A 24168-nucleotide genomic window follows, 5' to 3' on the forward strand; every position below is an offset into this window, starting at 1 on the left:
TATATTTATTAACCCACTTCTGCCCCTTTGGAGACAAAAGAACTGCAAAAACAATTCCAAAGAGAACTGTTACAACGCCTAAGAAAAATAATGCATCCATTTTATGTCCCCCTATTCTTCTACAATCGTGTAGATGTCGCGGAGATTTCTGCCTTCTTGGTCATAATCTAATCCATATCCTACGATGAAATCGTTAGGAATTTCCATAACAGCATAGTTGATATCAAGATCAACCTTCAAGTTGCCTGGTTTCACGAGGAGGGAACAAACCTCAACGCTGGCTGGGTTCATCTTCTTCAGGTCTTCAATCATGTGAGCCATGGTGAAACCGGAATCAACGATGTCCTCTACGATAACCACGTGGCGGCCTGCCAAATCTTGGTTCAAACCCATCAGAGTCTTCATACTGCCCGTTGAGCTCGTACCTTCGTAAGAAGCATACTTCACAAAAGATATTTCGCTAGGTATCGTAATCATTCGCATCAAATCGGCGGCGAAGATAAACGCACCATTCAACACTGCCAGAAAAACAGGTTTCTTGCCTGCATAATCCTGGTTGATACGGTCGGCCACGACCTGTACTTTCTTCAGAATCTCAGCCTCAGGAATCGATGTCTTGAAGCTCTTATCCTTGATCTTTACTATGCTCATAGTCTGTTCTATAATAATATTTTCTGCAAAATTACGAAAAAAACATGAAACTTCGTGCTTTCATCAACTATTTTTTGTACTTTTGCATGAAAATAACCGTTTATCTGCATGAGTTGACAAATTATCACGACAGTTCGCGCAGATAATACTAAGATTATCAGATAATATGAAGATTTTCACAAGCGCTCAGATTCATGAGTTGGATAAATACACCATTGAGCACGAACCTATCAGTTCGCTCAACCTGATGGAACGTGCAGCCAAAGCGCTGACACGTGCCATAAAAGAGGAATGGTCTAACCGCACTCCAGTAGTTGTCTTCGCCGGTCCGGGTAATAACGGCGGCGATGCGCTTGCTGTGGCGAGAATGCTCAGCGAGGATGGATATGATGTAAGTGTATACCTCTTTAATGTACAGAATAAACTGTCGGCAGACTGTCTTGCCAACAAGAAGCGTCTGCTGGATGCAAAGAGAGTGAAATTTACTGAGATTACCACCAACCTGGACCCTCCCAAGCTGAATGCAGAAATGCTGGTGGTGGACGGACTCTTTGGAAGCGGACTCAACAAACCATTGGCTGGCGGATTCGCTGCGATGGTGAAATATATCAACCAGAGTCCTGCCAAGGTAGTAAGCATCGATATTCCTTCGGGACTGATGACCGAGGACAATTCCTATAATATCCATGCCAACATCATCCGTGCCAGTCTGACCCTTACCCTGCAGCAGAAGAAACTGTCGATGCTGATGGCGGATAACCAGCAGTACCTGGGCAGACTGCGCGTGCTCGACATCCGACTTTCCCAGGAATTCATCCAGAACACGGAGTGCCGGTGCCGCATACTCGAAGAGAACGACATCCGTCCACTCCTAAAATCGCGCAGCGACTTTGCCCATAAAGGCAGCATGGGTAATGCGCTGCTCATAGCGGGAAGTTACGGCATGAGCGGTGCTTCGGTATTAGCCACCAAGGCTTGTCTGAGAACCGGTGCGGGCAAGGTTACAGCCCATACCCCAAAACGGAATTATGAAATCATGCAGATTTCGGTACCTGAAGCGGTACTGCAGATGGATGCTGAAGAAACCATATTCAGCGAACCGGTAGATACAGAGATGTTCGATGCGCTGGGCGTAGGTCCCGGATTGGGACAGAACGAGACAACAGCCATCGCCCTCATCGCCCAACTGCGCCGTGCAACCTGTCCGCTCGTCATTGATGCCGATGCGCTCAATATTCTTTCCAGCCACAGGGCGTGGATGCAGCAGTTGCCAAAGAATATCATCATGACTCCTCATCCGAAGGAGTTCGACCGGCTTGCCGGAAATGCGAGCAGCAGCTGTACCGAAAGACTGATGAAGGCAAGCGAACTGGCTGAACGCCTCCAGGCATACATTATATTAAAGGGACATTATTCTGCACTCTGCCACCCTGACGGAAAGATTGACTTCTGCAGTACGGGCAACAGCGGTATGGCTACAGCAGGCAGCGGTGATGTGCTGACTGGTATCATCACCGGTCTTCTGGCAAGAGGATACAAACAGGAAGATGCCTGTCGACTGGGTATGCATCTTCATGGTCTGGCAGGCGATCTTGCTGCTAAAGATCTGGGCAAAGAGAGCCTCATCGCCAGCGACATCATCCAGTATCTTCCGAAAGCATTCCTCAGATTGGAAGAATAATTATCTGGGAATAAGAATATCCATAAAAGTCAGGAGCTCTCGGCTCCTGACTTTTTTACTTGTTTCTGCGCATCATAGAACCTTACTTCCAAGGTTCTCCTTAAATCATCACGACGGTCCATATTCAACTTTTTGCGAATATGGCAACGCTGGCTGGTGATATTTGATTCACTCTTATTGAGTTTTGCACAAATTTCCTTTAAAGTCCGCCCCTGGAGAATCAGCTTGCATATTTCTTTTTCGCTGAACGTAAGACCATCACAAACCTGATCCCACGCCACTCTATCCAATTCTTCATTAAACAGATGTTCAGAAGCATGGGTAATAATCTTCTCCCGGACATCAGGAGTCAGCCGCTTCATCAGGCTTTCTGCTGCTTCCAGTTCATTATCCTTCAAATCGGCAAGCATATTCAACGCCTTGTTTTCAACCCGAGCCATCCGTTTCGGCTGGCGCAATCCCTTGGTTACAATACTCATATTATATACTGCCACATAAACCAGCATCATGAAACCCAGGAAAACAGTCTTCATACTGAACAGAGCTGGCATAAGCGGAGTGCTGAACAGGTATATCAGCAACATCGGTATCATACCCACCGTGATGATGGTGCAAGTCTTATACAAGGTTTGGCTCAACGCTGTAATAGCCAGGATAAAGACGACAAACAGGTTGCAGATAACGCTCAAATTATCATTAGCAAAACCGAAATTGATGCAAAATACGCTATCAAGAGCCAGTTTGGCGAACATCAGAAGATAAAGAGAAGAGATACCCTTCACGAAAGCTATCTTCCGTTTCCAGATCAGGAACTGCAGGATGCAGAACACGAATGTATGCAAGCCACAGAGGCTTAAACCATAAGGTTCTTTCACCAGCAGAAAGAGCATAATATGATAAGGTATGATAACCAGCTCGCTTATCGTCAAAAGTAGAAAGGCGATAATGCGTCGGCGGTCTACCACACCACAATATTGAGGGCATAAATGATGCTCAACCCTCACAATCAGATTTACAATGTCATTCTTCAGTTTCATTTCGTATTGGTTATTTTCTTAAATCTTACTGATACTTTCGTAAGTCAAACGGCTCTTTTTCTAGGAAATTGCCATTTTTTAGGGAATTATCGATTTCGGCTGCAAAATTACAAATAATATCATAGATTCGTGTTCAAATATCAGAAAATCGTGCAATTTTAACGATTTTAAGCATAAATCAGTGTACTATTTTGCTAAAAAGAGCATTTTTCAGTATTTTTCAGTGCTAAAAAGTTTGGTCGTCTTAAATATTCACTATACTTTTGCAACCGTAAACCAAAAATTTGAGATACAGATGAGCTAAAAAGTAAGTTGAAAGTAAACTGAAAGGAAAAAGAAAGCAGTTGAAAGTAAACTTCAGGAAACAAGAGTTCTCAGTAACTTCAGGTATTGGTAATTATTATAATAAAGAGTATAAGTAAGTAAAAGGTGATTCTAAATCATTCAATGTATTTTTTCAATAAAAATTAATTGAGGTATGAAGAATATGAAGAAAAGGATTTTAATTGCGTTAGTGGCACTCGGCAGTCTTATCTGTCCTGCTCTAGCGCAGAAAGCAGCGGTAAAGACCAACTTGCTGTATGATGCAACGACAACCATGAACTTGGGTGTTGAATTCGGTCTTTCCCCAAAATGGACACTTGACGTATCCGGAAACTACAATCCTTGGACGTTTTCAAAGAACAAGAAATGGAAACACTGGCTCGTTCAGCCAGAGGCCAGATACTGGTTCTGTAACAAAATGATGGGTTCATTCATCGGCTTCCATGCCTTGGGTGGATCTCACAACATCGGTGGCATGGATCTTGACTTCAAGTTCCTGGGCACTGATTTCTCTAAACTGAAAGACTATCGGTATGAAGGATGGTTTATCGGTGCAGGTGTAGCTTACGGCTACGCTTGGGCTCTCTCGAAACATTGGAATTTGGAAGCAGAACTTGGCGTAGGCTATATCTACTCTAAGGCAGATAAGTTTAACTGTGCACAATGCGGAGATAAACTTGAAGATGACAAGGCACACAACTATGTGGGCCCGACGAAAGCTGCCCTCAACTTAGTGTATGTTTTTTAAAAAGAATCTGTCATGAATACATATAATATAATAGGTAGTATGTTCGGAGCCTTGCTTATCGCTCTTCCTATATCAGCCGATAATACCCAGCAGGCTTACAAGAATCTGAAAATCCAGAATAAGGCAATCAGAAAGGTTGGCAACCAGGTGAAAGTGGCTATGGACTTGAATCTCGACCAAATTCAGCTTGCCAGCAACAATGGTCTCATCTATACCCCAATGATCCTCAACGAAAAGGATACACTTTTCATGCCGAGCGTTGAGGTGATGGGTAAAAAGAGATATATTTACTATCAGCGTAACCAGAAAACGGCTACGGCAAACCCACTCATCGTAGCACTCCGTAAGAACAAGACAGCACAGACGCTTCATTATGAATATGACGCTCCGTTCTGCGACTGGATGAAGAACTCAAACTTCGCCATCAGCAATGATGCCTGTGGCTGCAACCAGCAACTTCTCGACGAAGGTATTCTGAATCCGGAAGGACGTGCATTCGCTACTCCGAAGAATCTCTTCAACGCTTATGTACAGCCTAAGGCAGAAGCCGTAAAGGCAAGAAAGGAGAATGGTTCTGCCCGTTTGAACTTCAAGGTGAACAAATGGGATATCCTGTACGATTTGGGCAACAATGCCAGAGAATTGGATAATATCCGCAAGACGCTCGACCTTGTAAAGAACGATTCGGATGTTACCATCACCAAGATAACCCTCCACGGCTATGCATCACCAGATGGCGGATATGCCAACAACAACAAGTTGTCGCTTAACCGTACACAGGCGCTTTTGCAGCATATTCTGAAGACCTATCCAATTTCTTCAAAACTGTTTGCGACCACAGCTACAGCGGAAGACTGGGCGGGAACCATTAAGTATGTAAAAGAGAATGATATTCCTCAGAAGGAAGCTGCACTTGAGATCATCAACAGCAACATGAAGCCAGATGCCAAAGAGAAAGCATTGCTCAAGAAGGCTCCTCAGGCTTATCACCATCTCCTGCAGAATGTATGGCCATCACTTCGCCGTACCGATTATACGATAGAATATGATGTTCAGGCATTCAATGTAGAAAAGGCTAAAGAGGTTATCAAGACCCGTCCTCAGAAGCTCTCTCTCCAGGAGATGTATCTGGTAGCGCAGACTTATCCTAAGGGTAGCGACGAATTCAACAATGTATTCGACATCGCTGTAAGAATGTTCCCTGAAGATAAACTTGCCAATCTCAATGCAGCCTCAGCAGCCATCGAACGTGGCGACAAGGTGAGTGCAGAGAAATATCTCCTGAAAGCAGGCGACAGCGCCGAGGCAAACAATGCCCGCGGTTGTCTAGCTGCCATGAAGGAAGACTATCAGACAGCCAAGCAATACTTTGAGAAAGCTGTTGCCGGCGGTTTGAAGGAGGCGCAGGAAAACCTGGATAAGGTAAACCAGTCGCTTTAAAGTAAGTATTTACTTTCTATTTATATAAGTATAAGTTAAAAGATGATGTTAAATACGATCCGTTTTCAGCGGATTGTGCCAATATGTGCGAAACCTAATTTTGAGAATAAGAATTAATTAAATATATTGTATAACTTTTTTTGTATTAAGTAAAAAGATTATGAAAAAAATGAATTTGCTCGTAATGAGCTTGGTTTCAGCCGCAGCTTTGTCATTCACTAGCTGCAGTGACAGTGAGGATTTGGCAGGTAACAGCCAGAATGTTGATGGTTTCTACATCACATTGAATGTTCAGACTCCAAAGGCTAATGGTACAAGAACTAGCCAAACAGATCGTACACCAGAGAATGCAACAGACGATGAGGCTAAGGTAACAACTGGTACATTCTACCTTTATGATGGCAACACCTGTGTCTTCCAGAAGAGGATTACAAAGGATGATTGGGAGAAGGCTACTTCAAAGGACAATAACGAAGGTATCACAAAGGCTATCAAGGTTTCAGTAAATGGTGTTGCTGAGAACCACCCATATCACGTATATTTCCTTGCAGGTGAAGAGACTTCAAATACACCTACTACAGCAGAGTTTACTGGCGAATACACCATCGATAAAAAAAATCCAACTTCCATCAGTCTTAACTTGGCTAAAGCTGGTTCTTTCGTAATGTTCAACCAGAATGATGCACAGCGTCATTTGGGTGGCGATGCTGCTACTGTAACATTCACAAGTGCTAACAAGACTGCCGCAAACCCAGCTAAGTGCGAGAATATCTACTTGGACCGTGCTGCTGCCCGTATCGATGCGCCTAACGCAACTAATGCAACAGAGATTACAACAGGTAAAGGCGATAACGCTCCTGCAACAAAGAATCTTGATTTGGTTGAGAACATTGCATACCAGAACTATGCCGTTTCTAACTTGAACACCAAGACTAACGTAATGCAGAAGTGGGATAGCGAGTACAAAAAATTCTCTGCTCCAGCAGGTACTTATGTTCTTGACTATGATACTTATGGTGACAAGTACAACAACAATGGTAGCTTGGTTAACTTTGGTTCTGCTGAGTCAACCTATATCCTGGAGAATTCAACAGCCAATCTTAATAATGCTACAGCATTGTATCTCTGCTACAAGGCAAACCTTACCACTACATCAGATAAGGATTTCGAGGATGGTACATTCTATCGTTATGATGGCAAGATCTATACTTCTCTCAACCAGATTTATAATGACCCTTCTGTAGAATATCCATTTGTTAACAAAGATACAGATGTTAAGGTTGAACCAGCAGAGGCTATTAAGGAAATCAAGGACGAGAATGGCAAACTGAAAGACGAAAATACATTGGCTACATTCCGCCAGAAGTACAACATCGATGTATATGAGCAGGGTTTGATGTATTATCGCGTAGCTTTGGATGACCAATCTTACAAGTTCTCATCAACTGGCCTTTACTCAATCCTCCGTAACAGCATCTACAAGATGAATGTAAATGCAGTTTACGACCTCGGTAGAGACGTTCCAAACGGTCCTACACCAGACGATAAGAAGCCTAACTACTACATGCAGTGCACTGTAACCGTTAATCAGTGGGTAGTAAGCGAACAGCCAGTTGAGTTGAAGTAATATTCCGTCAAACCAGACAGATAAAATATAAATACTTATATATATACCAAGACTCTCGGGGGAGAAATCCTCCTCCGAGAGTTTATCAATCAAACGTTCCTTCTAAAAAGCAACGAAAACATTCTTAAAAGATAACTAACATTGCCGCCCATGTATAAAAGGCGGGAGACACAAAGACGTGCCGTCATACCCCAACCCGAAAGGCTGGCACTTTTCATCCTTAGAAAATAACGATGCCGAAGGCAACGAAACAGAGAGCTGATAAAGCAAAGATATTCGCAACCTACGGCACTCTCTATATAAAATAAGTAAAAGTAAAAGATTATAAAAGATAAAGAATATGGCACATTTCCTCAAAAACAAATGTTGCAAGCTGGTTTGCATCTCAGCCATCGCACTCACTACTCTTTCATCATGCATGAAAGATGATATCACAGGCTGCCCTACAGCTAAGTTGTCGCTCAAATTCGACTATACTTATAATGTGAAAGAGGCTGATGCTTTCTCTGCTGAGGTGAAGAACCTTAACGTTTATGTATTCGACAAGAACGGTAAGTTCGTAGATAACTATACCGAGTCGGCTGACAAGTTTGAAACAGGTCATAAGATGGAAATCACAGACCTGCAAGCAGGCAAGTATACCTTCGTCTGCCTGGCTCGTGACAAGCAGCCTGCCGCAATGGGAACAAGAGCCGAAGGTGATGATGAGACCGAGTTTAGCTTTACTAAACTTACCCCAGGTATCTCTACCATCAACGACCTGCAAGAGGAAATGGGCAAAAAAAACGAAGAAGAATCTGTAAACGACAAGCACTTCACCGCACTCTATACCGCACAGGACTCCCTCAACTTTGATGGAGAAAACGATGTGCAGGGAAAATTGAGTCTGATGAAGTGTACCAAAACATACCGCGTGGTGATGCTTCCATTCGAACCCGACCAGGAAGGATTCACAGCCGAAAACTTCGATGTAGAAATCAAAGGTTCCGCTGCCCTACTCGACTATAAGGGCGACAAGGTAAAGCCAAAGGCAATCACCTATCTTCCTTATGAGAAGAAACTGGTAGAAAACCACAGCGGCAAGACCGAGGTAGAAGGCGAAGACGTAGAAAAGGCGCTGGTTTACGACCTGTCATCATCACGTATGTTCGAAACAAAAGATGACAACAAGAGTCGCGCTGCCGACGGATCCAGCCAATATGATGACAAGCGCATCGTCATCACAGACAAGCGCATCAACAAAGTCATCTTCAACCACTCCCTGCCTTGGTTTCTCTCACTCTGTGCCAGCGACCGCTACGGCAAAGACTGGAGCGACCAGCAATATCTGGACCGTCAGGACCATTACACTCTGGTATTCTACGTGCCAGCTCCAAGTTCTACCTACAGCATGGATGCAAGAATCAAGGTAAACAACTGGGTTCTGAATCTTCAGAATGCCGACCTGGGAAAATAAGAAAAGAAATCAGTATAAGTAAAAGAAAGGAAATATGAAACGCTATCAATCTACTCTGACCAAGATGACACGCCCAGTGTGTATGGCACTCGCTGCCTTGCTCATGATAGGCGCAATGGCATCCTGTTCAGAGAACGAAAATACAGAAACTGCTCTAGGCGACAATGCCTATCTGAGCCTCAGTTTCTCTACCGGCACCGGAAACAGTACCAGAGCCGGAGAAACTAGCGGAAAGGTTCTTGCCGACAATGAGACTGATGCGAATCCTACTCAGGAGAGCGACATCCACAACATCAAGGTGTGGGTGTTCAAATCAAATACCGGCGATGAAGCCACTCCTATCTCCTATAAAGCAGAAACGCTGAGCGAAGTGAAGAATGGTAACTATACCCTGAACCTCCGATTTCTGAGAAAGATTGGCGGCGAAGAAGTAAAGAACATCGACCTTTACATCCTGGCAAACTCTGAGAGCATCAACATGCTGGACCAGATGAAAGGCAAAGACCTCAGTTCTGTTACCCGCAAAGATCTGAAAGAAGTCAGCTTTACCTCACCTTTCGGTATCAATCGCGATGGTAGTGCAGAAAACCAAGAAGTGCCAGCCGGAAAGGGACTCCCTATCTCCCGTGCCATCACTCAAATCTCTGTAGACAGCCATGTGGCTGATACAGAAGAAGGAGCCAAAGACAAAGGCATCAAGATTCCTCTGGTTCGCGCCGTTTCGAAACTCCATTTTTACTTTGCCCGCAAATCGGGTACTGATGCCAATACCAGTCAGGTAAAGGTAACAAGAATAGAGGTAGAAGGCAAAACCATCCCTACTGCCAGCTACATCTTCCCTGATGAGACTGAATACAAAGAAAATGATGACAACCAGGTTGTTACCAGCAACAAATACAATTCGGCTACAACCTACGTATCAACAGCTCTGAAACTGGCAGGTGTAGAGAACAAGGATATCAAGGCAGTGGAGGATCCTAAGAGTTTCATCAAAAAGAGTAATCAGACAGCCCAGGAATATCTGGATGCTTTTAAACAGGCAGGCATTGGTTCTCATGATCTCTGTTATCTCCGTGAGACCAACAAAGCCATCAAAGGCACCATCTACTATTCATTAGATGGCGGAACAACCGAGAAGCACGAGACCTTCAATATTCCTTCTGCTGGAAATGCCATCAGAAACAGAGAACTGGTAGTTTACGGTTATTTCCTCAACGGACAGATGGGCAAGCTCACCGTTACTCCTACTATCCAGGAATGGCAGGATGGAGGAACATTCGATTTCATCGATGCCTCTACGAATGTTGAAATCCCTGACAGCGGAAAGACAGACTGGGGCTACAAGGTATATTACGGTTTCCCTAAACGCGGACCGAAGATTACGCTCAATAATATCGATACCAAAGGTAAACCTTGGATTCTCCAGACAGACAACCCGATGTTCGGATTCGTACAATGCGATGAAAATGGCAATTATGAGGAAAAAGAACCGGTTTACGATCCAATCATTACAGACCAAAACGATGGTAAAAAAATAATTGGATATACTTATCATATAGATGATTTCATCATCAATGAAAGTGGTGAGAAGAAGACGCTCTACTTCTATGTGGTTCCGAAAAACAGACTGGATCTGGCAAAGCCACACAATGTAAAGGCGCAGGTTTTCCTGACCAAATATCCAAACGATAAGTTTGTCCTGAATCCAGGTTTCAAATATAATGGATGCAAGAAGGGCAAATTCGCCGGTAAGGATATTCACTTTGAACAAGTATTATAAAGACAACAGAAAATAACATTCATCATGAAGAAGTTATATATAGACATAAGATTCGCAAAATGCATCTTGGCTCTTACGGCAGGATGGCTCATGGCAGGATGCTCAGCTGAAGACGAACTGGGAAACGGTTCGGCTGCACAACAGCTGAGCATGACTCCCATGGTCAACGACCTGCAGACCACAAGAGTGAAGGAAGAAGAGAATCTTAACGAGAAAAATCTGTTATCTCTCGACTTCAAGATGTTCGAACCAACATCCAACGAACGCAGAATAGACCGTCAGTTCGACACCCCTGCAGAGAACAAAGCAGAGGAACTGGCTTCTGGCAACTGGAAATCGACACTCAATCTTGATGTGGATAATGCTTATCCTTACTATGCTGTAGCCAATGCAAAGGATAATCTCAAGGGGAAGAATCTGGCAGAACTCCTTGCCTGCACCCAGCAGGATGAAGACATCTGGAAGCCAGCTACCATGGTAAGCGACAAGAAATTCCTGATGAGCAGCCAAGGTAAGTATACCATCACCCAAGATCCGGAACAGAATATACCGGTAGAACTGGTGAGAGCGGCAGCCAAAATCAAGCTGAACATCTCTTCTACGGTGAAGGATTACCATATTAAAGAAGTAAAGTGGAAGTTCATCAATTACAATACCAATACAGCTATCTTTGCCGGTCAACCAGCTCCTCAGAATATCATAAAAGATAATCAAGAGAATAAGGCTACAGCAGAGAAAGACGAAAAGGGTAATGATATCTATAAGGTAACAACTTACAGCTATTCCACAACATGGAACGGGAAAGATGATATGCCACAGTTTGTTACAGCTGTTACTTTCGAAAAAAATACGGATGCAAATACAAAAATTACCAAGGAACTGGTTATCCCTGTCCGTGATCCGCAAGGCGAAAAGAAGTTAGACCGCAACTATATCTATACCGTCAATGCAGTCATCAAATATCTGGATACCAAGACAGATATTGATTACAACGGAAAGGAAGACTATCTGCAATGGCAGATTGCCAAATGGACCGTAGGTGAAGATACCCACGTCAATGCGGATGGTGCAAGCTATCTGGTGGTATCTCCTACTGCCATTGATATAAAAGGTGGTGAAAGCAATGAATTTCTAGATTGCACCATGCGCTGGTTTGCATCTTATGAATGTGAAATTACGGATCGAACTAATTATTATTTTGACAGATATGGTAACAAGAAGTCCGGACAGGATGAACAGATCGATGCAAGATTCGAAGAGTCTACCGGAAATCGCTATAGAGGATGGATAGACGTACATTCTGGAGCTCCTTCATACTGTACTATTCAATACTCCTATTTTAACATCAAAGTTAAAAATGCAGACAAGAAACAGGAAATAGCCGTAAGAAAGTATCCTTCGGTCTATTCAATGAATGTAAGAAGCGAAGGTACAAATAATTTTGAAGAGAAGAATCATCTGTACACGATACAGTTCTCCAGCAACAAGTATGCTACAGATTACACCATTGCCAAACCTGTAGTCAACAATGAGAATATGTCTGCCGACAATACGGTATCTCCTGCTTACATCCTTGCATCAACCGCAAAGGGTGAAACAATAGTCGAGGATAATCAGGCAGCAAGAGATTACTGTAAAAAGTATCAGGAAAAGGCTACGACTTATAAGGGTGAAAGTCTCAAGCTGAATGGTTGGCGACTTCCTACAAAGGAAGAAATCAACAGAATCTACAAGTTAGGCAACGAAGATAAGGCGATAAGCAAAGAGCTGCTGAGAGGCGAATACTATTGGACGCTGGATGGAGACAAGACTGAGAGGAACGGCAACAACCCGCAGAACGGTACCTACGTTCGCTGCGTCCACGACCTGACTCCGGGAGAAATAGAACTGATAGAGAAACAAGGTGAAAAGTAAAGAAGGTAAATGACATGAAAGAAATAAAATTATATATCGGAATCATAGCAGTCCTGTTAACAGCAATGTTGACAGGCTGTTCTGACAGTATAGCCGACAGCGAACCTTCTAAAGACGAAACCGAAGAAGGTTACTACACAGCCAGTTTCAATGTATCCATCCCCAACTTCGAACAACAGGTAACCCGAAGCACCGTGTTCATGAATGAAGGAATTCCGAAAGACAGCATGAAACTCTTCTGCTTTGATAATGAAGGTCAGTTTATAGGTTTCGGCAAGGTTACAGAATTTAAAGAAATCAAAGGATTCACAAGAGACAATAATGGTACAATTCATGATGATGGAGACATTCATCCGAATGGAAGCACAGAACCACATAATTTCTATGCAACCATACCAAACCAAACGTCCCGTATCCATCTGGTTGCCAACACTGGAAGCCAATACCAAACCATCAACTGGGGCAACCAGGCAAATTGGGTGGGTATGCATGAGAATATGCTCATGACTACATTTGAAACAGAAAATGGTGAAGACCAGGCTGCCAAGGTTCGCTATTGGGGATATATCAAGAAAGACTCTCCGGAAGAACTGAAAGAGTATCTGAAACAAGATACCAAAAAGAAAGATTATATCATTCATCTCATCAGAGACAGAGCGAAGATTTCTGCAGACTGGAGCGATGCGGTAAAGAAAGCACATCCTGATATAATAAACGACTTTAAAATGACAGTCATCAATGGTGTGGCTTACGGAACGCTGGCTCCCTTCAACAGAGACAGTCTGTTATTCAACCCTACTACAGGAGATGATAAGTGGGAATGGAAGGTAAATTATGTTACCCCAGCCATCAACACCCGAAGACTGAAAGGTGATGTTGGTCAGATGTTCAACCCGACAGGTGCTTTCGAAGAGCACAATCTGCCAACAGATCCTGCTAAAGTGATTTTATGTCATGATGGCATCTATTACCTGATTTACTTACAGGACAGCCAGAATAAGCCATACGCCATCAAGCGTAATTATGAATATAAAATCATCATTGATAAGCTGGATACGAGTTATGGCTCTAATAATTCTGAGGTAGCATTGAAAGGTGCACCGGCAAACAACCCTTGGATTAGAGTAGAACAGATTGTACCGGGCGTTACTGATGGAAATTACGAACTGGCTATCGTCGGAGGTACTTATAAGACTGTAAATACAGGTGAAAATACTGAGCAGATGGTACAGTTCACTTATAAGGGCGATGATGCAGCCAACAAGCAGCCTAAGGCTTTCGTGGCTTTATGGACTGAGAACCTGTCATTCGCAACTGCAGATGCCCCAAAGGTTACCGACTATACTTATGACGAAGCATCAAAGACCGGTACCGGTACCATTAAGTACAAGCTGGACAAGATAGACAAGACCTGGCGAGAAGGCATCATCTACCTCACCGACACAGTGCATGGACTCAATAGAAACATCCATCTCTATAGTGTGAGTGAGGCTAATTATGACTTCAAAAATGCCAATAATATAAGTGCAACATTGAACAGCGAAGGAGATTTCACCATCACCATTCCTAAGGATTATCCTGACGGACTGATGCCTGTGAATTTCAAAATCGCATCCAATGATATCAATCCAAAGGACTGGAAGGTAGAAATAGGTGATACTGGAGCCGAAACGGAAGGCAAATGCAAAACAGGCAGCTGGTTTACCTATAAGGCTGAAGTAATCCAGAGGAATTCAGGAACTCTTCTGGAGGAGAAGGGAAAAAGAACCTATACATATACCTTTAAGTTGAGGAATGTACGCAAGAATGCCCAAAAAGGTGACAAGGGATACTTCTGGCTGAAGGCAGATAACTTCAACCAAGGAAAGGCCAAGAAGTTTGAATTCACCTATCAATAAGTAAGTCTTAGAAGAGTTTAGTTCATATATCTGTATCGGGGCGCATATCGTTTCAAAATATAAATGCCCCCTAAATATCAATGAAATAGGTAATAAAATAATTATCATTTACTATACAAATAGTATGCGGGAACCAATAAATTAAACTAGACTGGTCGTTGGAACTGTAGTTGCCGAGGTGATCTCACCTTCTATAGTTCCGCGGCTTTTTTTATATTAAAAACCTTGCCACTTTCAATTTTATTTTGTAATTTTGCACCCGTTAGTAATATCATTAATTCCAATATAAAGATGATGGCAAGATTCATATTCCTCAGTTTCTTCATGCTGGTTGGAGCCTTAGCCCCAACCAAGGCTCAGAACAGTTTCCCATACCCTGCTCTGCCAGACAGTCTGCGCAGCGTAGAGCAACGTGCTGCATACCTGAGCGAGCACTATTGGGACAACTTCAACTTTTCCGATACCCTGGAACTGGCAAACAAGGAGATGGCAGAACAGGGCTTTGTCAACTTCATCGATATTCTGGCACGTTTCGACCAGGAAATAGCCCAGAAGGGTATTGCAGCCTTTACAGCCAAAGCTTACCAGCAGAAGCCATCTAAGGAGAAGTTTGAAAGCCTCATCGAGCATTATTATGAGAACCCTGAGTCGCCCATGCGCAATGACAGGGTATATGCCCTGTTTCTGGAAGACATGGCTAAATCGCCATACTTCGATGAAACCGAGAAAGAAAGAATAGGATTTAAACTGAAACAGGCAAGAAAGAACTTGCCTGGCACACAGGCTACCAACATCCGTTTTATGCTGGAAGACGGTAAGCCTCATCAGTTGAGCGATTACCGGGAAAAGAAGGTTATCTTATATTTCTACGATCCTGACTGCGAGAACTGCCACAAGATATCTGCATGGCTCGACAAACAGACAATACCAGCCGGCTTCAGTCTGCTCCGCATCGTAGCAGATAACCGCTTGAGCACGATTTACGGGCTCAAAGCCATGCCAACCATTTACCTGTTGGATAAAGAGAATAAGGTGATATTAAAAGACTGTACACCTGAACAGCTCATGGAAACGTTACGGGGAACTGAAAACAGAAAGTAAAACTAGACTGGTCGAAAGAAGCGACATCTGTTATTGAATAAACATATCATTTACTATCATTTGTCTTAACTTCGTATATTATATATCAACATACCATTCATTATAATTGTAACTTCATATCATTTATTATATATCTGAATTGCATTTTACTATTTATATGTATCTTAATTAGCTCGGGAAGAGTCATACATCAACTTGAACTCCTCACGAACGTGATCATTGCGCTTTACAACAACCACATAGTCACCATCCTTAACTGTTCCTACCTTGGCAACAAGCGTATAATAACCATACTGACCAGACTTTCCATAATCACCTGTTTCGGTAATGATTAACTTCTTGCCAACCAACTGAGTTGCAAACTTGATATTTGTACCTTGGTCGAAGATTACATTCTTATGAGTCAGCATCAGCTGACCACCCGGAAGAACCTTGCAAACCAACTTCTCATCATTCTCAGCCTTACTGTTAGACTCCTCGCTTACGGCAGAGCCCGCAGTCATGGAATAGCTGAGCAAAGAGAAACCTGACTCATCGGTGGTAACGCGACTAACTGTTTCACCCATTTCATCGTCAGATGCACTGCAACTAACAAATCCTATTGTCATCATAGTCATAGCGATGACCATCATAAAATACTTCTTCATAGTTATACCATTTACTAATTGTTTTCATTATCATTTAAACCTGTCATCTTCAGATTCCAGCCTTTCGGCCATTACCATCCGATGCTTTTAAAAACAAACACCTTTCGGTCTAAATCATCTTTTACAATTACACAAATGATATGTTGGGAGGAGTGATATCATTTACTATTGGTTATCATTTACTATTGCTTATCATTTACTATAGGGCTTGTACCCCTCTTACATGTCCTTTTCTTTCGTTTGTACATTGCAAATATAGGAAAAAAGTCAATAGGATGCAAGTTTTCATAGTTAAATAATGTAAAGGTTTTCATGTTATCGTGCACAATGTGCCTTGTCTGCTGACAGTTTGAATGACTACGAGAAAAAAGGGGATAAAACAAAAGCGGGAACCCTTTCGGATTCCCGCTCATATCTTGTGTTGTAAAATCTCGAAGATTAGTCGAGGTTAGCCAACTTGTTGTCAGAATGAAGAACATCCTTGATCTTGTGGCTATAGAGGTCAACCATGTACTCACGAGCCTTACCGCAGTACTGACGTGGGTCGAAGTACTCTGGGTGAAGAGCCAATGTCTCACGAACACCTGCTGTGAAAGCAAGACGAGAGTCAGAGTCGATGTTGATCTTGCAAACAGCGCTCTCAGAAGCCTTAGTCAACTGCTCCTCTGGGATACCAACTGCATCTGGCAACTTACCACCGAACTTGTTGATGATATCAACATACTCCTGAGGAACTGAAGAAGAACCGTGGAGAACGATAGGGAAACCAGGAAGCTGCTTCTCAACTGCTGCCAATACGTCGAATGCCAATGGAGGAGGTACGAGGTGACCAGTCTTAGGGTCACGTGTGCACTGCTCTGGCTTGAACTTGTAAGCACCGTGAGAAGTACCGATAGAGATAGCCAATGAATCAACACCTGTACGTGTAGCGAAATCAACAACCTCCTCAGGCTTTGTATAGTGAGACTCCTCAGCTACAACGTCATCCTCAACACCAGCGAGGACACCGAGCTCACCCTCTACAGTTACACCGAACTGATGAGCGTAGTCAACAACCTTCTTTGTCAATGCGATGTTCTCCTCGTATGGAAGAGCAGAACCGTCGATCATTACAGAAGAGAAACCGAAGTCTACACAGCTCTTACATGTCTCGAAGCTATCACCGTGATCGAGGTGAAGCACGATCTCAGGATGGTTGCAACCCAACTCCTTAGCATACTCTACAGCACCCTCTGCCAAGTAGCGGAGCAATGTAGGGTTAGCATACTTACGAGCACCCTTAGATACCTGAAGGATAACTGGTGACTTCAAGTTTGAAGAAGCCTGGATGATAGCCTGGAGCTGCTCCAAGTTATTGAAGTTGAAAGCAGGAACGGCCCAACCGCCCTTGATAGCTCTTGCGAACATCTCCTTAGTGTTCACAAGACCGATTTTCTTGTAATCTACTGCCATAATTGTTATTAATTTTATTGTTTAATGAAACATTCTTTTCTTTCATATATATAATAAGGTGTAGAACTTATGAGGCTCTTTCCTTACCGAGTGCAAATTTACTTTTTTCTTTTGAGACAACAAAATGATAATTCGATTTTTCGTGTTGCAATCGAGTTAAAAAAGTTAATTCCGCACCTATATCCTACAAAACACAAAGTTTTTGCTAAACGCAGTTAGCAATTTAACATCTTTATATTTACATCTTTCTGTCCAACCGCCAGTTACTTCTTGGCAAGTTTATATTCACGAGCCGCATAAGCCAGAACGATGACAAATCCTACGAGCGGTACCAGGAAAGGAAGCGTGAAATGAGTACGGTCGGCGATGAGTCCCATCAACAGGAAACCGCAACCTCCTATTGGCGTCATCATCAGAAGCGAAGAGGCTGTCTTGGTAAGGTTGCCCAAACCCGTGAGGGCGATACTGAAGATGGTAGGGAACATGATGGCCTCGAACATATAGTTGCAAAGCAGGGCTACCAGCGATATCTTACCCAGATTTGACAGAACTAAAAGTATACAGACAACACACCCCAAAGCGCAGATCAGCAACATCGTTGTTGCCTTGATGCGGCGCATAATCCAGGAACCGAGAAATCTGCCTACCATAAAGAATGCCAACGCACAAGTCAGGGCTACGGAAGCCGTGCGGTCGTCCATCCATTTCATGCCCGTTACGAAATTGATGAAATAGGAATTGATTGAAATCTCTGCCACTTCATAGCTCAGCAAAGCCAGAAGTCCAAACACGAACATCTTGTGATGGGAAAAGAGTTTGCTGATATTAGAACCGGCTGCCTCATCTTCTGCTGTTGCCACATGACTGATTTCCGGTAAATCTACACGTGAGAAAACCAGAGCTATCACCAAAACCAGAATACCCAGAATGGTATAAGGCACCACCACATTGCCGCCCTCTTCGGTCTGGTTGAAGAGGAACTGACCGATGCAAAGTGTGGCAAAAATGCCACCCAATCCATTAAACGACTGCGATAAGTTCAGTCGGCTGGTAGCTGTTTCCTTGGCACCCAGTTCGGTAACATAGGGATTGGCGGCTGTTTCCAGGAACACCAAACCGCACCCGATAATGAAAAGGCAGAGCAGGAATGCTGAGAAACTGCCCACCGCAGCACCTGGAATAAAGAGCAAGGCGCCCACACCAAAGAGGAGCAGACCGAAGACCACGCCACGGCGATAACCATAACGGTTGATAAAGAAGCCAGCAGGTATTGCCATCAGGAAATAACCCAGATAGGTAGTAACCTGAATAAGGGCGGAATGAGTAATACTGATGTGCAGAGCATTCTGGAAATGCTTGTTGAGCACATCCAGAATGGCACGAGCGAAGCCCCACAAAAAGAAGAGCGACGTAATGAGAATGAACGGGACAAGATATTTCCTGTCGTTTGTCTGATTTGTTTCTGTCTGTTGTTCTGTTAACATTTTATTTATCTTTTCTTCTATAAAGAGTTATAGAAATACATTTTATTTTTCGTTGTAATGGAAATAGCCAAAGTCGGCATATCCACTCTTTTCCTTGCCTTCTGCAAACATACCGAGAACCACGCCTGTAAATCCACCGGCAACCTCAGTACTCATCAGGGAACAGTTCATGGAACCCAAATCATAGAATTTCTTTCCATCAAAAGAATAGGCAAAACGGTACATCTCGCCATCGCTGCTGATACGCAACTTTACGGCGTCTTTGCGCAAACGGGGAACGCCTTTCACTACATAGTCGATGCTTTTCAGTTTGCAGCGCAAAGCCACCTGTTTCTTTGAAACGAAGAGGTCGAGATGACCATCATGAATCTGATAGACAGACAGACCTGCCTCAGCATCACCTTTCGTTACGACATCCGTCTCCAAGATAAAGTTGGCACTCTCCTGCCTGCGCCCCACAAAGGTAGGCTGCTGATTCTGCGTCAGGGTTCCATGAGGATAAAGACGCACGAAGAACTTCTCATCCACGGCCATCGTATCATTGCGCAGATATTTGTCAGGAATAGGATTCTGCAACTGTACCCATTCGAAAGATCCGGTCGTCGGTGCATCCTCTGCATCTGCTTCAAGATGTTTTTCCAAAGGAACACCAGGCAACAGTTTAGCCTTCATCAACGTATCTGCAGGCAATCCGCCGTTCACAACAGGCCATTCTCCCTGCTTCCACTCCACAGGAGCCAGGTAGGTTTCTCTTCCGAGATGATGATAAGAACCGCCAAAGTTGCGATAGGCCAGGAATACCATCCACCAGCTTCCGTCGGCAGCTTGAACCAAGTCGCCATGACCGGTACCCTGAATCTGCATCGATTGTCCCAGACGGCTGCAGTTGGTAAGAAGCGGATTGTTCGGATTACTCTCGTAAGGTCCCTCGATATTCCTGCTACGGGCGATAGTAAGACGATGCGCCAGTTCGGTTCCACCTTCTGAAATGAGAAGATAGTAATAGCCGTCTTTCTTATAAATATGCGGTCCTTCAGGATAGCGTCCGCCATCCCCCTGCCACAGTTTCCTGCTCTCTGTAAGCTGTTCGCCCGTCTTTGGGTTTATCTCACAGAGCCAGATGGCATCGCCCGGATTGCTCACCATGTAGCATTTTCCGTTTTCGAAATAAAGCGAAGGATCGATGCCCTGCTGCTTCAGCCAGACAGGCTCGCTCCAAGGACCACGGGGGTCTTTGGCAGTAACCATGAAGTTGCCACCGTTGCCTACATTGGTAGTTATCATATAATAAGTTCCCTCATGATAGCGGATGGTAGGCGCATAGATGCCAAGCCACGAACTGGCACCCTTCAAAGGAACCTGACTCTCGCGGTCGAGCACATTACCAATCTGCTGCCAATGAACCAAATCCTTACTCTGGAAGATTGGCACACCGGGGAAATACTGGAATGAAGAGTTGACGAGATAGAACGTATCTCCTACCCGACACACGGATGGGTCGGGATGATAACCTGGAATAACCGGATTACGATATTCCTCAGCTGATACCGGCAAGCATGTCAATACCAGCATCCATAATAGTACAAACAGTTTTTGCTTTCTCATAAGGCATTCATTTTAGATGGGAACAAAGGTAAGGCTTTTCGATGAAAATTCCAAACTTTCCCAGGATTATTTGTTGTTTATATCAAATAAAATTGTCTTTACTATCAGATGAAATCTCCGTTCATAGACGTTGAACGGCGGTTCAGCGTCGATGAACGGCGGTTCAACGTCGCTGAACGGACATTCAGCGTCGATGAACGAAGATTGTATTCTACTGTAAATACATCTTTAACTAGAAATAAAAAGTTTCTGATGTCTGTTCAGAGACAACTCTTCCCGTCATTCCTTCGGAATCAAGACGGCTCCTTCCTGTTTCTTACCATCCATCAGGATTCTCATCGGGTGCTCAAAGCGCACATGACGGACATATTGAGTCTCCTCAACAGCCGGCATTGCATCCAGGATTTCCTTATTTACAAAGCCGCCTTCACCGGTATTTGTATCTACCGTAAAGTATCCCACGCCAAAAGAGGTGAGGTTCTGGAAGAAGTGAGTACCCTGGCTCGGATCGATATTGTAATTCTTCAGAGCCACCTCTACGATAACCCGGGCTGCGCTGATATGCGGCCACTTCACAGGTACACCCAGATAATGGTCGCTGGAGCCCCAACGGCCAGGACCTATCAGCACATAGTTCTTGCCGTCAGCAAGGAACTTGCGGTTGATTCGTTCTATATCATCGGCTACATAAAAATTATTCATCGCAGAGAAATGGTCATCATACTTCACATAAACCACATCAACCACATCTTCGCTGATGCCATGACCCAGCGAATTGTGCGAACGCAACAGGCAGTCGGAATCAGGGATAGCCTTCACATCTTCATCAAGCATCTCCTTGGCATCGACGATAGGACGAATCTGAAGAAGATAGAATTCACAAGTCCTGTCATTATTGATATTGCAGGCAAACTCTATCTCCACTGGTCTGCGCATAGCCCCTGCTCCATACTTCATCGACATCTGCAGTATCTCTGGCAAAGGCACCACTCCATGCTGGAGCACACTTGAGAAGGTTATCAGTTTGCGGCCATTCTCATAGACTCCATCATTGATGACCTGATCGTATGGATCAAAAGTAGATGCGATATAGGTAAGACTCTGGTCTTCTACAGCATCCTTCACCCGGAGTTTGAGGATATTAAAGCCATCGTCTACCTTGAAATCATTGCCCACATGCTTCATATCCAGCGCATAGAACTGGGTCTGGGTGTCGCGCAGAGCCAGCTCGGTTTCAGATGTCTGGAGCACCTGATTCGGATGGTAAGGACAAACACGAAGGGTCTGACCTCCATCTACGATATATTTGCCCAAGCCCAAGGCAAGACTGGCTATACCCTCTTCAGCTTCTTCATCACCTATCGGATAATAATTGAGCGAACGGAGCACACCGCTCATGGTAGGATAAAACCTTGTACCATAGTCTTTGCCCACAACCTGCTGCAAGATAACAGCCATCTTTTCCTGATCGATGACATTGCTCGTAGCGGTCATGTAAGCCTTCGAGTCGCGATAGAACACAGAAGCATAGACACCCTTGATGGCACAGGCCAGCATCTGCAGCATCTGATACTTATCTTCCAGATATGGAATCATATAGGTAGAATAGATACCGGCAAATGGCTGATAGTGGGCATCTTCGAGCAGCGAACTTGAACGGATTGCGATAGGACTCTTGGTTGCCTCAAAGAAGGTGAAGAAGTCGGCTATCAGCGAATCGGGCAGCTGGGCATGCAGGAAGTGCTTCAGAATCTCATCGTCGCTAGCATCACTCAAAGCTATCGGATAGAGATTGTTGCTCATCATGAACTCGTCGAAGATATCGGTACAGAGCACCACGGTTTTCGGAATCTGCACGGTGGCATTCTCATACTGGTTGAACTCAGGATGGCGCTTGATGATGTTGTCGAGGAAGGCTAGTCCCCTACCCTTTCCGCCCAGGGATCCTTCACCAATGCGGGCAAAGTGGGCATACTTGTCAAACTTCATGCGGTCGAAAACTGCTACGACACCGATGTTTTTCATGTGACGATACTGCACGATGGCATCGAAGATAATCTGTCGGTGAGCATCCACATCCTGCAATTTCTCCCAGGTAACATGCTTCAGGAAAGCAGATACAGGGAAGATGGCACGAGCACAAAGCCAACGGCTCATATGGTTGCGGCTGATATGATAGAGCATGGAATCATTAGGAATATTGAAGATGTTATCCTGCAATTCCTTCAAACTATGAATGCGCATAATCTCCTCATGGGTCTTAGGATCACGGAATATGAAATCGCCAAAGCCCATGTGCTCTTCCATCAGACGGCGAAGATCTACGCTCATCTTCTTCGAGTTCTTGTCAACAAATCGGAAACCTTCAGCCTCTGCCTTCGCACGATTCTCACTTTCAGAACTTTCTATGATAAGCGGAACGAAAGGATCGTTCTTCCTGATATAACGGAAGAGTTGCAAACCAGCATCAGGACACTTCTCGCGACCGAAAGTATCCGTACGATGCTTAGGCTTCTCTTCAGGCATCACCTCATTACCAAAAGCTTTGGCAGCACTCTTTAACGGGAAACGTGCATCGCTGATTACACCCAACGTGTTATCAGAATACTTGTCATACAGTTTCTGGGCTTCCTCATAAGTACGAGCCAAAACCACCTTAGGACGGCCACGCATACGCATGGTAGCTGCATGCCGGTTCAAAGCCTCCTTAGAAAAGTTCTTACTCTGCTCCAATATGTAATTATAGAGATTAGGCAATATAGAACTATAGAAACGGATAGAATCTTCTACCAGCAGAATCATCTGCACGCCTGCTTCCTGTATGTCATGCTCAAGATTCATCTTATCCTCTATCAGCTTGATGATTGACAGAATAAGATTGGTGTTGCCAAGCCAGCAGAAGACATAATCGAAGATACTCAAGTCTTCATTCTGCATACGCTTGGTAATGCCATGAGAGAAAGGCGTAAGAACTACACAATGGATATTGGGAAACTTACCCTTGATGTCGCGCGCTACGTCGAAGGCATCATTGTCAGCATTGCCAGGCATGCAAATCACCAGATCAATGACGGTAGAACGCAGCACAGCAGCAGCCTCTTCGGTAGTAGAAACCTGAGTAAAGGTTGGCGGATAGCGGAGACCAAGCTCCATATATTCATTATATATCTTCTCCTCGATACGTCCATCATCTTCAAGCATGAACGCATCGTAAGGATTGGCTACAATCAGTACATTGTAGATACGGCGCATCATCAGATTCACAAACGATACGTCTTTCAAGTAGAATTTATTCCACTCCTGAGGTATATTATTTTCCATAA

At 44.0% G+C, this 24168-nt stretch carries 16 protein-coding genes; 9 read left to right on the forward strand and 7 right to left on the reverse strand.

What is annotated here, in order from left to right:
- Positions 1-111: 111 nt before the first annotated feature.
- Positions 112-651, reverse strand: coding sequence for a hypoxanthine phosphoribosyltransferase (gene hpt, locus KSW37_RS01370; protein WP_153138214.1), 540 nt, complete (start codon positions 649-651; stop codon positions 112-114).
- 166 nt (positions 652-817) lie between these two features.
- Between hpt and KSW37_RS01375 the strand changes: the two genes are divergently transcribed.
- On the forward strand, positions 818-2332 hold the full coding sequence (locus tag KSW37_RS01375) for an NAD(P)H-hydrate dehydratase (protein WP_153084624.1): 1515 nt from the start codon (positions 818-820) through the stop codon (positions 2330-2332).
- 29 nt (positions 2333-2361) lie between these two features.
- On the opposite strand, the gene KSW37_RS01380 is transcribed toward KSW37_RS01375, so the two are convergent.
- Positions 2362-3369, reverse strand: coding sequence for a transcriptional regulator (locus KSW37_RS01380; protein WP_217313128.1), 1008 nt, complete (start codon positions 3367-3369; stop codon positions 2362-2364).
- A gap of 487 nt (positions 3370-3856) precedes the next feature.
- Between KSW37_RS01380 and KSW37_RS01385 the strand changes: the two genes are divergently transcribed.
- The 8 genes from KSW37_RS01385 to KSW37_RS01420 all read left to right on the forward strand — a co-directional run bounded on the left by KSW37_RS01385 (position 3857) and on the right by KSW37_RS01420 (position 15657).
- Positions 3857-4441: a DUF3575 domain-containing protein gene (locus tag KSW37_RS01385; RefSeq protein WP_217313129.1), complete on the forward strand. Its 585-nt coding sequence runs from the start codon at positions 3857-3859 to the stop codon at positions 4439-4441.
- Positions 4442-4453: 12 nt separating this feature from the next.
- Positions 4454-5881, forward strand: coding sequence for a DUF3868 domain-containing protein (locus KSW37_RS01390; RefSeq protein ID WP_217313130.1), 1428 nt, complete (start codon positions 4454-4456; stop codon positions 5879-5881).
- A gap of 160 nt (positions 5882-6041) precedes the next feature.
- A complete protein-coding gene (locus KSW37_RS01395) occupies positions 6042-7508 on the forward strand; it encodes an Mfa1 family fimbria major subunit (RefSeq protein WP_217313131.1) in 1467 nt (488 codons plus the stop codon).
- 340 nt (positions 7509-7848) lie between these two features.
- The gene (locus KSW37_RS01400) at positions 7849-8964 is read left to right on the forward strand and encodes a FimB/Mfa2 family fimbrial subunit (RefSeq protein ID WP_217313132.1); all 1116 of its coding nucleotides are present in this window, start codon (positions 7849-7851) and stop codon (positions 8962-8964) included.
- Positions 8965-8998: 34 nt separating this feature from the next.
- Entirely contained in the window at positions 8999-10744 is a 1746-nt protein-coding gene (locus tag KSW37_RS01405; RefSeq protein WP_217313133.1) for a hypothetical protein, read from the forward strand.
- Between the two features lie 24 nt (positions 10745-10768).
- Positions 10769-12658 carry a hypothetical protein gene (locus tag KSW37_RS01410; protein ID WP_217313134.1) on the forward strand — a complete coding sequence of 630 codons (1890 nt, stop codon included), beginning with the start codon at positions 10769-10771 and terminating at the stop codon, positions 12656-12658.
- 14 nt (positions 12659-12672) lie between these two features.
- The gene (locus KSW37_RS01415) at positions 12673-14556 is read left to right on the forward strand and encodes a hypothetical protein (protein WP_217313135.1); all 1884 of its coding nucleotides are present in this window, start codon (positions 12673-12675) and stop codon (positions 14554-14556) included.
- A gap of 294 nt (positions 14557-14850) precedes the next feature.
- Entirely contained in the window at positions 14851-15657 is an 807-nt protein-coding gene (locus tag KSW37_RS01420; protein ID WP_217313136.1) for a DUF5106 domain-containing protein, read from the forward strand.
- Positions 15658-15821: 164 nt separating this feature from the next.
- On the opposite strand, the gene KSW37_RS01425 is transcribed toward KSW37_RS01420, so the two are convergent.
- The 5 genes from KSW37_RS01425 to KSW37_RS01445 all read right to left on the reverse strand — a co-directional run bounded on the left by KSW37_RS01425 (position 15822) and on the right by KSW37_RS01445 (position 24166).
- The gene (locus tag KSW37_RS01425; protein ID WP_153138239.1) at positions 15822-16304 is read right to left on the reverse strand and encodes a hypothetical protein; all 483 of its coding nucleotides are present in this window, start codon (positions 16302-16304) and stop codon (positions 15822-15824) included.
- 438 nt (positions 16305-16742) lie between these two features.
- On the reverse strand, positions 16743-17756 hold the full coding sequence (locus tag KSW37_RS01430) for a class II fructose-bisphosphate aldolase (RefSeq protein ID WP_153139364.1): 1014 nt from the start codon (positions 17754-17756) through the stop codon (positions 16743-16745).
- Positions 17757-18019: 263 nt separating this feature from the next.
- Positions 18020-19240, reverse strand: coding sequence for a sugar MFS transporter (locus KSW37_RS01435; protein ID WP_217313137.1), 1221 nt, complete (start codon positions 19238-19240; stop codon positions 18020-18022).
- 42 nt (positions 19241-19282) lie between these two features.
- Positions 19283-20845 carry a glycoside hydrolase family 43 protein gene (locus KSW37_RS01440; RefSeq protein ID WP_217313138.1) on the reverse strand — a complete coding sequence of 521 codons (1563 nt, stop codon included), beginning with the start codon at positions 20843-20845 and terminating at the stop codon, positions 19283-19285.
- Positions 20846-21124: 279 nt separating this feature from the next.
- Entirely contained in the window at positions 21125-24166 is a 3042-nt protein-coding gene (locus KSW37_RS01445; RefSeq protein ID WP_217313139.1) for a PEP/pyruvate-binding domain-containing protein, read from the reverse strand.
- Positions 24167-24168: the final 2 nt, after the last annotated feature.

Origin of the sequence: Segatella copri, from assembly GCF_019127135.1 — a bacterium.
In the GTDB taxonomy this organism is placed as follows: Bacteria; Bacteroidota; Bacteroidia; order Bacteroidales; family Bacteroidaceae; genus Prevotella.